Origin of the sequence: Actinoplanes sp. GCM10030250 (assembly GCF_042666575.1) — a bacterium.
Lineage (GTDB): Bacteria > Actinomycetota > Actinomycetes > Mycobacteriales > Micromonosporaceae > Actinoplanes.
Genome location: NZ_JBHTDO010000064.1, coordinates 1 through 13,471, shown reverse-complemented (window position 1 = coordinate 13,471; position 13,471 = coordinate 1). Strand labels below are relative to the sequence as shown.

General features: G+C 68.9%; 14 protein-coding genes. 8 read left to right on the top strand and 6 right to left on the bottom strand.

Going from position 1 to position 13,471, the window contains the following annotated elements:
* Positions 1–28: 28 nt before the first annotated feature.
* Positions 29–1,558 (top strand): PrsW family glutamic-type intramembrane protease, encoded by a 1,530-nt coding sequence (locus tag ACFQV6_RS42995; RefSeq protein ID WP_378033507.1) that lies wholly within the window; start codon positions 29–31, stop codon positions 1,556–1,558.
* Here the strand turns inward: ACFQV6_RS42995 and ACFQV6_RS42990 are convergent.
* Positions 1,549–1,845 (bottom strand): GroES family chaperonin, encoded by a 297-nt coding sequence (locus ACFQV6_RS42990; RefSeq protein ID WP_378033518.1) that lies wholly within the window; start codon positions 1,843–1,845, stop codon positions 1,549–1,551. The two genes, ACFQV6_RS42995 and ACFQV6_RS42990, sit on opposite strands and share 10 nt — an antisense overlap.
* A 171-nt stretch (positions 1,846–2,016) precedes the next feature.
* Here ACFQV6_RS42990 and ACFQV6_RS42985 point away from each other — a divergent pair, with 171 nt between their 5' ends.
* Positions 2,017–3,279, top strand: a complete 1,263-nt coding sequence (locus tag ACFQV6_RS42985; RefSeq protein WP_378033506.1) for an AI-2E family transporter — start codon at positions 2,017–2,019, stop codon at positions 3,277–3,279.
* A 50-nt stretch (positions 3,280–3,329) separates the two neighbouring features.
* Here ACFQV6_RS42985 and ACFQV6_RS42980 read toward each other — a convergent pair whose 3' ends face one another.
* From ACFQV6_RS42980 to ACFQV6_RS42960, 5 genes are all read right to left on the bottom strand, one after another.
* Positions 3,330–3,665: a DUF1416 domain-containing protein gene (locus ACFQV6_RS42980; protein WP_378033505.1), complete on the bottom strand. Its 336-nt coding sequence runs from the start codon at positions 3,663–3,665 to the stop codon at positions 3,330–3,332.
* A 5-nt stretch (positions 3,666–3,670) separates the two neighbouring features.
* Positions 3,671–4,519: a sulfurtransferase gene (locus tag ACFQV6_RS42975; protein WP_378033504.1), complete on the bottom strand. Its 849-nt coding sequence runs from the start codon at positions 4,517–4,519 to the stop codon at positions 3,671–3,673.
* Between the two features lie 193 nt (positions 4,520–4,712).
* Positions 4,713–4,790 carry an Ms5788A family Cys-rich leader peptide gene (locus ACFQV6_RS42970; RefSeq protein WP_316248150.1) on the bottom strand — a complete coding sequence of 26 codons (78 nt, stop codon included), beginning with the start codon at positions 4,788–4,790 and terminating at the stop codon, positions 4,713–4,715.
* Positions 4,791–4,869: 79 nt separating this feature from the next.
* Entirely contained in the window at positions 4,870–5,661 is a 792-nt protein-coding gene (locus tag ACFQV6_RS42965; protein ID WP_378033503.1) for a DUF2993 domain-containing protein, read from the bottom strand.
* Between the two features lie 107 nt (positions 5,662–5,768).
* Entirely contained in the window at positions 5,769–6,761 is a 993-nt protein-coding gene (locus tag ACFQV6_RS42960; RefSeq protein ID WP_378033517.1) for a hypothetical protein, read from the bottom strand.
* Positions 6,762–7,066: 305 nt separating this feature from the next.
* On the opposite strand from ACFQV6_RS42960, the gene ACFQV6_RS42955 reads away from it, so the two are divergent.
* The 6 genes from ACFQV6_RS42955 (at position 7,067) to pstB (ending at position 13,242) form a co-directional block, all read left to right on the top strand.
* Positions 7,067–7,783, top strand: a complete 717-nt coding sequence (locus tag ACFQV6_RS42955; protein WP_378033502.1) for a winged-helix domain-containing protein — start codon at positions 7,067–7,069, stop codon at positions 7,781–7,783.
* A gap of 24 nt (positions 7,784–7,807) precedes the next feature.
* Positions 7,808–8,695 (top strand): mycothiol synthase, encoded by an 888-nt coding sequence (gene mshD / locus ACFQV6_RS42950; RefSeq protein ID WP_378033501.1) that lies wholly within the window; start codon positions 7,808–7,810, stop codon positions 8,693–8,695.
* Between the two features lie 420 nt (positions 8,696–9,115).
* Positions 9,116–10,210 (top strand): phosphate ABC transporter substrate-binding protein PstS, encoded by a 1,095-nt coding sequence (pstS, locus tag ACFQV6_RS42945; RefSeq protein WP_378033500.1) that lies wholly within the window; start codon positions 9,116–9,118, stop codon positions 10,208–10,210.
* Between the two features lie 40 nt (positions 10,211–10,250).
* The gene (gene pstC / locus ACFQV6_RS42940; RefSeq protein ID WP_378033499.1) at positions 10,251–11,321 is read left to right on the top strand and encodes a phosphate ABC transporter permease subunit PstC; all 1,071 of its coding nucleotides are present in this window, start codon (positions 10,251–10,253) and stop codon (positions 11,319–11,321) included.
* A gap of 46 nt (positions 11,322–11,367) precedes the next feature.
* The gene (gene pstA, locus ACFQV6_RS42935) at positions 11,368–12,453 is read left to right on the top strand and encodes a phosphate ABC transporter permease PstA (protein WP_378033498.1); all 1,086 of its coding nucleotides are present in this window, start codon (positions 11,368–11,370) and stop codon (positions 12,451–12,453) included.
* A 12-nt stretch (positions 12,454–12,465) separates the two neighbouring features.
* Positions 12,466–13,242 (top strand): phosphate ABC transporter ATP-binding protein PstB, encoded by a 777-nt coding sequence (gene pstB / locus ACFQV6_RS42930; RefSeq protein WP_378033497.1) that lies wholly within the window; start codon positions 12,466–12,468, stop codon positions 13,240–13,242.
* Positions 13,243–13,471 lie beyond the last annotated feature (229 nt).

Here is a 13,471-nt window from a genome sequence, read left to right as displayed (position 1 = left end):
TGCGCTCCCGGTGACTACGCTGGCGGACATGGCCGACGTCTCGCCGGCCGGGTCGTCCGACCCGGCCGCCCCCTCGCAGGGTTTCCCGCCGCCGTCATCGGGCGGGCCCTCACAAGGTTCCGAGCCGGCCACCCAGGTCTGGCCTGACACGGTCGCGCCTGACCCGGTCCCGCCATATCCGCTGGCAACCGACGCGTCGGCGGCTCCGGTCCCGGGGCGCCGGATCGGCTGGCGGCGCTGGCTGCCGGTCACCGCGGTGATCACGCTGATCGCCGTTGCCGCCATCGGCATGCTGATCTTCCTGGGCTACAGCATCGGCATCACCGGCCTGGCCATCGGCCTGACCGCGGCGATCCTGCCGGTGCCGCTGCTGGCGAGCGCCTTCGCCTGGCTGGACAGGTACGAGCCGGAGCCGGTGAAATACCTGGTCTTCTGCTTCGCCTGGGGTGCCGCCGTGGCGACCGCGGTGGCCCTGCTGGTCAACACCGGCGCCGCCTACCTGTTCGACGAGATGGGCCTGCCCGAGGCGCTGGTGGCGGTCCTGGTCGCGCCCTTCATCGAGGAGTCGATGAAGGTCCTCGGCCCGTTCCTGCTCTTCTGGCGCCGCCGGGTGGAGTGGTCGGGCATCACCGACGGCATCGTCTACTGCGGCCTCTCGGCGCTCGGCTTCGCCATGGTGGAAAATGTCCTCTACCTCGGCGGGCACGGCTACGCCGCGGGCGCCGACGAGTACGGTCCGGCGACCGGCCTGCAGAACGTCTTCCTGATCTTCATCGTGCGGATCCTCTTCACCGGCTTCGCGCACCCGCTCTTCACCTCGATGGCCGGCATCGGCCTGGGCATCGCGGCCCGCTCCGCCGACAAGACGGTCCGCTGGCTCGCCCCGGTCGCCGGCCTGCTCGCCGCGATGATCCTGCACGGCCTGTTCAACCTGCTGCCGACGCTCTCCGCGGCCACCGGCGAGACGCTGATCATGCTGTACGGCTACCTCGGCTTCATGGTGCCGTTCTTCTTCGCCGTGGTCGGCTTCGCTATCGCGTTGCGCAGCTGGGAGGGCCGCCTGGCCGAGCGGGTGCTGCACCACTACGTGTACGCCGGCTGGTTCTCGCCGCCGGAGGTCGCCTCGCTGGCCAGCCTCGGCCGCCGGCACTCCGCCCGGCAGTGGGCCAAGCGGGTCGCCGGGCCGGCCGGCACCAGGGCGATGCGCAGCTTCCAGTTCGCCTCGACGCGGCTCGCGCTGCTCCGCGACGGCATGCAGAGGGGCCTCTCCGAGCATCCGCGGGAGCTGGAGAAGGCCACGGCGGAGGAGCGGGAGCTGCTCGCCGCGATCACCAGTTACCGGTCGGTCTTCGCCGGGCGCGATCCGCAGATGCCGCAGGCCTGGTGGGACGGGCAGAACTACCGGATCACCTTCCCGGACGGGGTGGTGCGCAGCGTGGCGCCGCCGCCGGAACCGGTCGTGCCGGTGCCGGTGCGGATGGCACCGCCGCCACCCCCGCCGGTCTACGCGGGGTACGGATACGGCGGCTATCCACCGCCTTACCCACCTCAGAGGTAGAGGCCGGTCCCGTCCGGTTCGACCCGGTTGGCCGCCACGGCGTGCACGTCCCGCTCACGGAGCAGCACATATCCCTTGCCGTGCAACTCCACCTCGGAGCGGTCGTCCGGGTCGAACAGCACCCGGTCGCCGACCACGATCGACCGCACGTTCGGCCCGACGCCGACCGCGGTGGCCCAGGACAGCCGCCGGCCCATCGACGCGGTGGCGGGGATCACGATGCCCGCTGTCGATCGGCGTTCGCCCTCGCTGCCGTCCTGACGGACGAGGACGCGGTCGTGCAGCATCCGGATCGGCAGTCCGGTCTCGGTACGGGCATCGGTGCTCACAACCGCAGACGGTACGCCGGTGACCTCCACCGCTTTCCGCGTGGTCCGGCTGCCCGGCGACGAGCCGTACGAGGCACCTGAGCACTACGGTGATTACCGCGCATCACGACGGTCGAGGGGGTACGCGGTTTGAACCGCTTCCAACGGGTCCGAGACAACCTGAAGAAGGCCTACGACTCCGGCCGTGACTCCGTGCGGCTGACCCGTGCCGACGAGGCTCCGGCGCGCGAGGGGTACGACAACGACGAGTTCCTCCCACCGGCCCCCGAGCCGGAGGTCGTGCACGGCTCGATCGCCAGCAAGGACGACGCCGAGGTCCCGCACTCGTTGCGCATCGCCGCGGCCTGGAGCTGGCGGCTGATCGTCGTCGGTGTGATCGGCTGGGTGGTGCTGCGGGTCATCGGCACGGTGAGCGTGGTGGTCGTCCCGCTGGCCATCGCGCTGCTGCTCTCCGCGCTCTTCGGCCCGGCGGTCGGCTGGCTGCTGCGCATGCGGTTGCCCCGCTCGCTCGCCACGTTCCTGGTGATGGTCGGCGGGATCGCCGCGGTGGCCGGCACCCTGACGCTGGTGGTGAACCAGTTCATCGCGGGTGTGCCGAAGCTGACCGAGAACGCCAGCGCCGGTGTGCGGCAGATCCAGCAGTGGGCGCGGACCGGCCCGCTGCACCTCTCCGACGCCCAGGTGGACCAGGCGATTGACTCCGGCCAGGAGTGGATCAACTCGAACACGGCCTCGCTGACGTCGACGGGGATAGCCACGGTCGCCACCATCGCGGAGCTGGTCACCGGCCTGCTGCTGGTGATCTTCGCGACCTTCTTCTTCCTGCGGGACGGCCGCAAGATCTGGCGCTTCATCGTCCGGCTCTTCCCGGTCAACGCCCGCTGGTCGCTTGCCGACGCCGGTGACGCCTCCTGGGCGACGCTCGGCTCCTACGTACGCGCCACCGTGCTGGTGGCCTTCATCGACGCGCTCGGCATCGGCCTGGCCCTGACGATCCTCGAGGTCGAGTTCGCGTTCCCGCTCGCCGCGCTGGTCTTCCTCGGCGCGTTCATCCCGATCGTCGGTGCGAGCGTCTCCGGCGCCGTCGCGGTCCTGGTGGCGCTCGTCGACGAGGGATGGGTGGTCGCGCTCATCACGTTCGGCGCGGTCATCCTGGTGCAGCAGGTCGAGGGCCACGTGCTCCAGCCCCTGATCATGGGCCGGGCGGTGGCCATCCATCCGCTCGCGGTGATCATCGGGATCGCCTGCGGTGTGGTGCTGGCCGGCATCATCGGCGCGCTGGTCTCGGTGCCGCTGATCGCGGTCCTCAACACCGGTGTGCGGCGGCTGTCCCGGCGCCGCCCGGAGATCCCGCCGGACGCGGTGGTGGTCACAGCCTCCAGTAATGCTTGAAAGGGCGGGTTCCCCGAGGGGAACCCGCCCTTTTAACAGAGCGTGAGCGATCAGGCAGTCGCGACGTTCAGCGCGATCTCGTTGACACCGCGGGCGGCGTCGACAGCGAGCTCGCCGTTGCCGTGTCGGCTCAGCGCCCGCACGGTCCAGGAGCCGGGCGCGGCGAAGAAGCGGAACACGCCCTCCGGCGAGGAGACGACCTCGGCGGTGAACTCGCCGGAGCCGTCGAGCAGGCGCACGTAGGCACCGCCGACCGGCTCACCCTCGGCGTTGCGGACGAGACCGGTGATGACCGTCTCCTTCTCCAGGTCCACGCTGCTGGGGAGGGGCGCGGACTGGTCAGGAGCGGCGCAACCGGCCGCGACGTTGGCAGACGGAGAAGTCATGATGATCACGCCTTCCCGGGTTCGTCGCCGAGGGCGATCGGCACACCGATGAGCGAGCCGTACTCGGTCCAGGAGCCGTCGTAGTTCTTGACGTTCTCGTGGCCGAGCAGCTCCTTGAGCACGAACCAGCTGTGCGAGGAGCGCTCGCCGATGCGGCAGTAGGCGATGGTGTCCTTGGTGCCGTCCAGCCCGGCCTCGCCGTAGATCTTGGCGAGTTCCTCGTCCGACTTGAAGGTGCCGTCCTCGTTCGCGGCCTTGCTCCACGGCACGCTGAGTGCGGTCGGGATATGGCCGGCCCGCTGCGACTGCTCCTGCGGAAGGTGGGCCGGTGCGAGCAGGCGACCGGCGAACTCGTCGGGGCTGCGCACGTCGATCAGGTTCTTCACGCCGATGGCCTGGACGACCTCGTCGCGGAAGGCGCGGATCTCCAGATCCGGCTCCTTGGCGTTGTAGACGGCCTTCGTGCGGACCGGAACATCCTTGGTGTACGGGCGGGCGTCCAGCTCCCACTTCTTGCGGCCACCGTCGAGCAGCTTGACCGACTCGTGGCCGTAGAGCTTGAAGTACCAGTACGCGTACGCGGCGAACCAGTTGTTGTTACCGCCGTAGAGGATCACGGTGTCGTCGTTGGAGATGCCGCGCTCGGAGAGCAGCGCGGAGAACTGCTCCCGGTTCACGAAGTCGCGCCGGACCGGGTCCTGCAGGTCCTGCTTCCAGTCGATCTTGATGGCGCCCGGGATGTGGCCGCCGTCGTAAGCCGTGGTGTCCTCGTCGACCTCGACGAAGACCAGGCCTGGCGTCTCCAGGTTCTGCTCGGCCCAGTCGGCCGATACGAGTGCGGTGTCGCGACTCATCGATTCACTCCCTGATGGTGGGTGAGGGGAGAGTCAGCGCACGGAAGTGTGTGTGTCGCACTCCGCGCGGACCCATGGATAGGTGGGATCACGGGCTGCTGTGCGACGGCGCCACTGCCGGGCAAGATGTTGCCCTGGGGGCTCTGGGTCAAACAGAGCTTGAAGAGGAGGTGCTCAGCACCGAGTGGCCCCGTCAGTTGACAGGGCGACACAGGCACGCGGCCACGCGGCACAGGTCGACCGCGCGCCTTTTCGTGAGCAACAGGCTCATGGGAAGCGACACTACCAGTGGGCCCACACCGCGGAACAGCACCGACCACCATCCGGGAACGCGTGATGGCTGTGTGTTGTCAGACACCACCCGCGGAGAGGGTCACCTTCTGTGCGGCGGCGGTCACCTTCAGGCCCTCCGGCAGCACCTGAACATCCTGCAGGACCAGGTTCAACGGCAACTCGGGTACGGCCAGGTCGAAGGCGAGCTGTTCGGCGTACGAGCTGACCAGGTTCTGGATCAGCGGGTTGTCCGGCAGGTCCGGCGCCGTTACGTCGGAGAAACGCACGCGTACCGTGCCGTTGTCGACGGTGAGTGCGGCGGTGCCGGAGAGCTCGAGCGAGTTCTGGCCGGGGATCTTGACCGGAACCGAGCCGATCAGCTTGCCGTCCTTCTCGGACAGCTTCGCGCCCTCCGGGCCGACCAGCCCGGTCAGCTGTGCGAACTCGACCGTGCCGGTGCCGGTCACCGAGTCGGCGACCACGTCGCCCTGGCCGGTGCGCAGCGTGTCGAGCGGTGCGTTCACGTCCTTGGCACGGATGTCCAGCAGCGCCATCGCGACGGTCTCACCGGTGCCCGTCGGAGTGGTGAGGTCCGGCACCTCGATGTGGATCTCCTGGTAGTCACCGGCCAGGACCTGGGTGAGGAACGGCACGCCGGCGATCGTCACCTCGGGCTGCCCGCTCGTGGACTTCTGGTTGCGCACCTCCTCGGCCACCCGGTCGGCGAGGACACGCTCGGCATACGACGCGCCGAATCGATCCAGCGCGACCAGGCCGACGGCCAGCAGCACCAGCAACACCAGCAGCACGACAAGGAGCGCACGGCCCCGGTGACGGCGCGGACGGTCCGTTTCGTACACCTCGGCCACTTGTCCTCCCGGTCTTCCCACCTGACTTGGGGACCGTACATTCCCGCGCTGTGGGTTCATCGAAACGGATGAGGCGCCTGAGTTGGCAGTTTCAAGCTTTAACAGGTTCAGGTGAGATAGACCTGGACCAGCGCCCACGCCGCGGCCGCGGTGAGCGCGAACCCGCCGAGGGGGCCCTGCATGTGCCGGGCCAGCCAGAACGTCGGCGCGTCACCGGCGAGCCGGCGTCCCGCCTCGCCGAAGTTGACCGCCAGGTCGATGAGGATCGCCGCGACCGCCGCGACCAGGCCGAGCACCGCGCCCTTGGCCGGGGTGAACGGCAGCACCAGGTAGCTGCCGAGCATCGCGGAGGAGAGCGTGCCGAGCATCGCGCCGAGCACGATGCCCGCCGCGCCACGAGCCACCTGCGCCGCGATCCTGGGCTTGGGGAACACCGCGTCGGTCACCCGGGCGATCAGCAGGGCCACCCCGGCGCCCGTGCAGCACACCAGGATCGCCTGGGCGCCGACCGGCTGCCGGGTGAGCACGATCAGGATCGCGTACGCCACGACGCCGATCACTATCAGCAGGGTGGTCCGCCACGTGTCCTTGGCCCGCTGCCGGTCCTGAGGACGGAGGAACTGTCCGGTGACCGCGATCAGGAAACCGCCGAGGGCGACCCAGAGCAGCGGCATCACCTGGGCGGGCTCGCTCGTCACGGCCAGGTAGTCGGCGGCCAGCGCGGCGATCGCGACCACACCGGCGGTGGCGGCGGGCGCCGGCGGGTGCAGCGCCATCATCCAGGCCAGCAGACAGAGCAACTGCACACCGAAGAGCACGATCGCGTACGACAGGCGGCCGTCCGGTCCGGTGATCTGGGCACCGAGGCCCAGGGCGATCGCGAGGAGAGCGGCGAACCCGCCGATCGCGACCGACAGCTGTGGCCGGACCGGGACGACCTCGATCTCCTCGAACTCGTCCTCGTCACCGGAGTCGCTCGATGGGCGGTCGTCCTCTTCCTCCTCCGGGACAGCGCCGTAGAACCCGGCCTTCGGCCGGCCCGGGTTCGCTCGTGCGACCTGCTGGGAGGCTTCGGCATCCCAGGCGTCGTCCTGCGGCATGGAGGGGAACACGCCTGCGATCGTGCCAGACCGGTGACCGTCGTCCCAATCGCTGCGCCGCGTCACACCCGGCTCGGTGGGCGGGTCAGGTAAAAGGCTGGTTACGAATAGGCCGTTCGGTCACCGTGCGAGCGTTCTCTACGTCACTTGCCGTTGCGACCAGGGCAACAGGCCCGAAGCATCGGTTAAGGTGAGCGCAACCCACCCGTCGGTGACGCCGGGCCCCAGTTTCTCCGGTGGCGAAGCCCAGAGCTGCGCAGACCGGGTCACCCGAGCGGCCCAGTGCCGCGAGGACGGAGGTGAGTGTGGAGATCCTTCTGCTCGTGACGGCTCGTGCTGGTGAGCCTTCCGCAGTGCTGCCCGCCCTGGACCTTCTCCCCCACTCAGTACGCACCGCCCCCCGTGACGTCCGCACCCTGGTTTCCGGGCCGAGCCCCGACGCCGTGCTGGTGGACGCACGTTCCGAGCTCTCCGAGGCACGCGCGACGTGCCGGATGCTGCACGCCACGGGCATCGGCGTCCCGCTGCTCGCGGTCGTCACCGAGGCCGGCCTGATCGCGCTCAACGCTGACTGGGGCGTCGACGACGTCATCCTGGCCAGTGCGGGTCCCGCCGAGGTGGAGGCGCGCCTGCGGCTCTGCGTCGGCCGTCTCAACAACGCGACGGCCGGTGCCGGTGGCTCGATCCGGGCCGGCGAGCTCAACATCGACCCGGACACCTATGCGGCCAAGCTCAAGGGCCGCCCGCTGGACCTCACCTACAAGGAGTTCGAGCTCCTCAAGTTCCTCGCCCAGCACCCGGGCCGGGTCTTCACCCGCGACCAGCTGCTGCGCGAGGTCTGGGGCTACGACTACTTCGGTGGCACCCGCACCGTCGACGTGCACGTCAGGCGTCTGCGCGCCAAGCTGGGCTCGGAGTACGAGTCGATGATCGGCACCGTGCGCCAGGTGGGCTACAAGTTCGTCACCCCGCCGTCGGGCCGCCAGCTGCCCGACAACGAGCCCGTCTCCCTTCCCGTCTGACGGTCTTCACATGACGGGCATCGCATGACGATCGAACAGCCGGTCCGTTCCGCGGGCCGGCTGTCCGCGTCCGAGATGGACGACGTTCTCGCTCTGGCCGCGGCCGCGGGCGAACTGGACGGCGTCCACCCGCTCTCCGAGGACGTCGTGCTCCGCGTCCGCGGCGACGTCCCGCACGACGGCAGGCATCTGCTCGCCTACGCCGGCGACCGCCTGGCCGGATACGCGTTCGTCGCCGGCCCCGAGGGCGGCGAACTCGTCGTCCACCCGCAGTTCCGCCGCCGAGGCCATGGCACGGGCCTGCTCGCGGCCGCCGGCACCGGCCCGCTGGGGTTCTGGGCGCACGGTGACGATCCCGGCGCCGCCGCCTTCGCGCAGCGCAACGGCTTCGCCCGGACCCGGGTGCTCTGGCAGATGCGCCGCTCCTTGCTCGAACCGCTGCCCGACATCCCCCTGCCCGACGGCGTCACGCTGCGTGCCTTCAGCCCCGGCGCCGACGAGAAGGCCTGGCTCGAGGTCAACGCCCGCGCCTTCGCGCACCACCCGGAGCAGGGCCGCTGGACGCTCGACGACCTGCGGACCCGCGAGGAGGAGCCGTGGTTCGACCCGGAGGGCTTCCTTCTCGCCGTCGACGTCGCGGGCACGCTGCTCGGTTTCCACTGGACCAAGGTCCACCCGGCCGCCGGTGACGATCCGGCGATCGGTGAGATCTACGTGCTGGGCGTCGATCCGGCCGGGCACCGGCGGGGGCTGGGTGCCGCGCTGAGCGTGGCGGGCCTGCGCCATCTCGCGGGCGCCGGCCTGACGGTGGCCAGCCTCTATGTCGACGAGTCGAACCCCGCCGCGGTCGCCCTCTACCGCCGCCTCGACTTCACGGTCCACAAAACCGATGTGGCTTATCAGCGGGCCTGAGCGATCTGCTTGCGCTTCGTTCTTTTTGGTACGGCCGACGCTGTGTTCCGCCATCTCGTCCCGGGCGGACCTTGTGCCCACTCCGGACCGCGCCGCCCGTCCGGCTCATGAGAGTGGCCGCGGTCACTCAACACCCTCGGTTATCGAGCGGCTCCGATAGGTAGTGTCCGGCTGGATTCGGTCACGCGCCGGACAAGCTGAGGTCTCGCTGCGGTCACGGCACGACGGGAATATCCGGCATATCGGGTGGTGGGGGCGCGGTTCACTTAACGGACAACTGTCCCTCGGTGGATGGCTACCTGCTGGGGCCGACGTGTTCACCCCCAGTTCATTTGCGACCGGTGAAGCAGTCACTTCGCGCTCTTAGCTTTCCCGTTGTGAGCCGGTGAGAGACCGGCGCAAAACCTGAGAGGGACTACCGTGAAGCTCCAGCGGTCCGGTTTCGTGGCCGGCATTGCTTTGACTGCGACGATCGCGCTCACCGCGTGCGGCTCCGACAACAACGAGCCGGCGGCCGGCAGCGGCACTTCCGCCGCCCCGGGTAACTGCGTCAGCGGCAGCCTTACAGCGCAGGGCTCCACCGCCCAGAAGAACGCCATGGACGAGTGGATCAAGGCGTACCAGGGTCAGTGCGCCGACGCCAAGATCGACTACCAGGGCACCGGCTCCGGTGCGGGTATCGAGGCGTTCATCGCCGGTACCGCCGACTTCGCCGGCTCCGACTCCGCCCTCAAGGAGGAGGAGGTCGCGCAGGCCGACGCCAAGTGCGCCGGCGGCAAGGCCCTCAACCTCCCGATGGTCATCGGCCCGATCGCTGTCGTCTACAACGTCGACGGCGCCGACGGCCTCCAGCTGTCGTCCTCCACGCTGGCCAAGATCTTCGCTGGCAAGATCACCAAGTGGAACGACGCCGCCATCGCGGGCGAGAACAGCGGCGCCAAGCTGCCGGACGCCACGATCGAGACGGTGCACCGCTCGGACGAGTCCGGCACCACCGACAACTTCACCAAGTACCTCAGCAAGACCGCCGAGGCCGACTGGGGCTTCGGCAACGCCAAGGCGTGGAAGGCTCCCGGCGGCACCGGTGCCGCCAAGTCGGACGGCGTGGCCACCAAGGTGAAGAGCACCCCGAACACCATCTCCTACGTCGAGCTCTCGTTCGCCGAGAACAGCGACCTGCAGAAGGCGAAGATCAAGAACGGCGCCGGCGAGTACGTCGAGCTGTCCGGTGAGAGCGCCGGCAAGACCTTCGAGAACGCCACGGTCAAGGGCACCGACGGTGACCTCGCGCTGGAGCTCGACTACGCCACCACCACCGCGGGCGCGTACCCGATCGTGCTGGTGACCTACGAGATCGCCTGCAGCAAGGGCAGCGCCAAGGCCAAGGAGATCCAGTCCTTCCTGAAGTACACCTCGAGCACGGCGGGCCAGACCGCTCTCGCTGAGCTGGGTTACGCCCCGCTCCCCGAGACGCTGCGCGCCAAGGTCGAGACCTCGGTCGCCGCGATCTCCTGACTGCCCGTCAAACCCCTCCGAGACGACAGCGAGCGCGTAGATGGGTGATTACCCCTCACGCTCGGTGAACGCCACCGCCGGCGACTCGGGCGTGACAGGACGTCACGCCCGGGGCGCCGGCTCCGGTGCATCCCCGAGCAGTTTCGAAGAGCCCCCGCTGGGCGGCGGTGGCGCCCTGCCCAAGAAGACCAAGTTCTCGATCGAGACGGGTTTCCGCGGCCTCTCCACGGCTGCCGGTGCGATGGTGCTGGTCATCATCGTGGCCATCGCGGTCTTCCTGGTTTCCAAGGCGATACCCGCCCTCGACGCCAACACCGCCAACTTCCTCACCGAGAAGACGTGGTTCCCGAACGACACCCAGCCGGTGTTCGGCATCGCGGCCCTCGCCTTCGGCACCGTGCTCAGCTCGGTCATCGCACTGATCATCGCGGTGCCGATCGCGCTGGCCATCGCGCTCTTCCTGTCGCACTACGCGCCGCGGCGGCTGGCCACCCCGCTGGGCTTCGTGATCGACCTTCTGGCCGCCGTACCCAGTGTGGTCTTCGGTCTCTGGGGCCGCGACGTTCTCCAGCAGCCGGTCCGCGACTTCTCGATCTGGCTCAACGAATACTTCGGCTGGATCCCGATCTTCGGCGGTGAAGGCCCGTTCGGACAGTCGATCATGCTCGGTGGCCTGGTCCTGGCCATCATGGTCCTGCCGATCGTCACCTCCCTCTCCCGCGAGGTCTTCCAGCAGACCCCCGGCATGAACGAGGAGGCGGCGCTGGCACTCGGCGCCACCCGCTGGGAGATGATCCGCACCGCGGTCCTGCCGTACGGCAAGCCCGGCGTGATCGCCGCCGTGATGCTCGGCCTCGGCCGCGCGCTCGGCGAGACCATCGCGCTCGCGCTGACCCTCGGCATCACCTTCAACATCTCGTTCAACCTGATCCAGAACGGCGGCAACTCCATCGCCGCCAACATCGCGAACACCTTCGGCGAGGCCAACGCGACCGGACGCGGCGCGCTGATCGCCTCCGGCCTGGTGCTCTTCGCGATCACTCTGGTGGTCAACATGACGGCGCGGGCGATCATCTACCGCCGTCGCGAGTTCCGGGACAGTGCCGCATGAGAAAGCCCAGCGAACGAACCATCAGACCCAGTTCTGGAGTATCGGCATGAGCCTCTTGGAGCGTGAGCTTTCCGGGGTCGTCATGACGCCGGACAACATCCGCACCCGCAAGCTTCCGCTGGTCACCAACCTGATCGTCGCGGTGGTGGCGTTCGCGGTCGCCGCTGTTCTGGTGCTCGGTACCGGCGTCGGCAACTGGGTGCTGGTCATCGTCGTGGGTGCCGTCTTCTACCTGGCCGGCCTCTACGTCGTGGCGAGCCGGATCGAGGGCAAGCGGCCGGCCCGCAACCGGACCATGCAGTCGCTGATCTACGCCGCCTGCATCCTGGCGATCCTGCCGCTCGCCTCGGTGGTCTGGACGCTCGTCTCCAAGGGCTTCGAGCGCCTCGACGGCAACTTCTTCGGCACCTCGATGAACAACATCGGTGCGCGTGACCCCGAGGGTGGCGCCTACCACGCGATCATCGGCACGCTGGAGCAGGTCGGTATCGCCACGCTGATCGCGGTGCCGCTGGGCGTACTCGGTGCGATCTACCTGGTCGAGTACGGCCGGGGCCGGTTCGCCGACACGGTCCGGTTCTTCGTGGACGTCATGACCGGTATCCCGTCGATCGTGGCCGGTCTGTTCATCCTCTCCTTCTGGGTGCTGATCGTCAGCCCGTGGTTCAACGACGGGCAGCCGCGCTTCTCCGGGTTCGCCGCCGCGCTGGCGCTGACCGTACTGATGCTGCCCACGATCGTCCGGTCCACCGAGGAGATGCTGCGCCTGGTGCCGGGACCCTTGCGGGAAGGCGCGTACGCACTGGGCGTACCGCAATGGAAGACCATCCTGAAGGTGGTTCTGCCCACCGCCCTGCCCGGCATCGTCACCGGTGTCATGCTCGCCATCGCCCGCGCGGCCGGCGAGACCGCCCCGGTGCTCCTGGTCGCCGGCGGCGCCGCGGCGATCAACTTCGACCCGTTCGCCGGAAACCAGCAGTCGCTGGCGCTCTACGTGTACCAGCAGGCGGGCGACGCCTCCCGGTACGCCCCGGCCCGGGCCTGGACGGCAGCGCTCACCCTGGTGGCGCTCGTGCTGATCCTGACCATCGCCGCCAAGCTGCTCGCCCGCCGCAACAAGCTGTCCCGTTAAGAGGTGTCATCCATGGCCAAGCGCATCGAGGCGAGCAACGTCTCGTCCTACTACGGCTCCTTCAAGGCGATCGACAGCGTCTCGATGGCCGTCGAACCGAAGACGATCACCGCGTTGATCGGCCCCTCGGGCTGCGGCAAGTCCACGTTCCTGCGGTCCATCAACCGCATGCACGAGGTCCTGCCGAACGCCCGCATCGAGGGCAGCCTCACCATCGACGACCAGAACATCTACGACGCGGACGTGGACGTCACGGCCGTACGTCGCATGATCGGCATGGTCTTCCAGCGCCCGAACCCGTTCCCCACCATGTCGATCTACGAGAACGCGGTGGCCGGGCTCAAGCTGAACGGCGTCAAGAAGAAGGCCCTGCTCGACGAGGCGGCCGAGAAGTCACTGCGCTCCGCGAACCTCTGGGACGAGGTCAAGGACCGCCTCGACCGTCCCGGCGCCGGCCTCTCCGGCGGTCAGCAGCAGCGCCTCTGCATCGCCCGCACCATCGCGGTCGAGCCGCAGGTCGTGCTCATGGACGAGCCCTGCTCGGCGCTCGACCCGATCTCGACGCTGGCGATCGAGGACCTGATGTTCAAGCTGAAGGACCGCTTCACGATCATCATCGTCACGCACAACATGCAGCAGGCCGCGCGCGTCAGCGACAAGACCGGCTTCTTCTCGATCGACAAGACCGGGGACCCGGGCCGCCTGATCGAGTACGACGACACCCAGAAGATCTTCAGCAACCCCACCCAGAAGAAGACCGAGGACTACATCACCGGTCGCTTCGGCTGAGCTCGGTTGTGTGAGGGGTCCATGCGACGGGGGTGCGCGTGGACGTGGAGCGCCGGCTCCGGCTTCGGCCGGGGCCGGCGTTTCGCTTGGCTGCCCTTTTTGCCGCTCCCCACCGCGATCTTGTGTGGATGTGCATGAACGGGGTGCGTGAAGTTCACAAGATCGCTGCGGGTCGGGTCGGGGCGGGGCGGGACGGGCCGGGGCGAGCCGGGCGGGGGCGGGGGCGGGG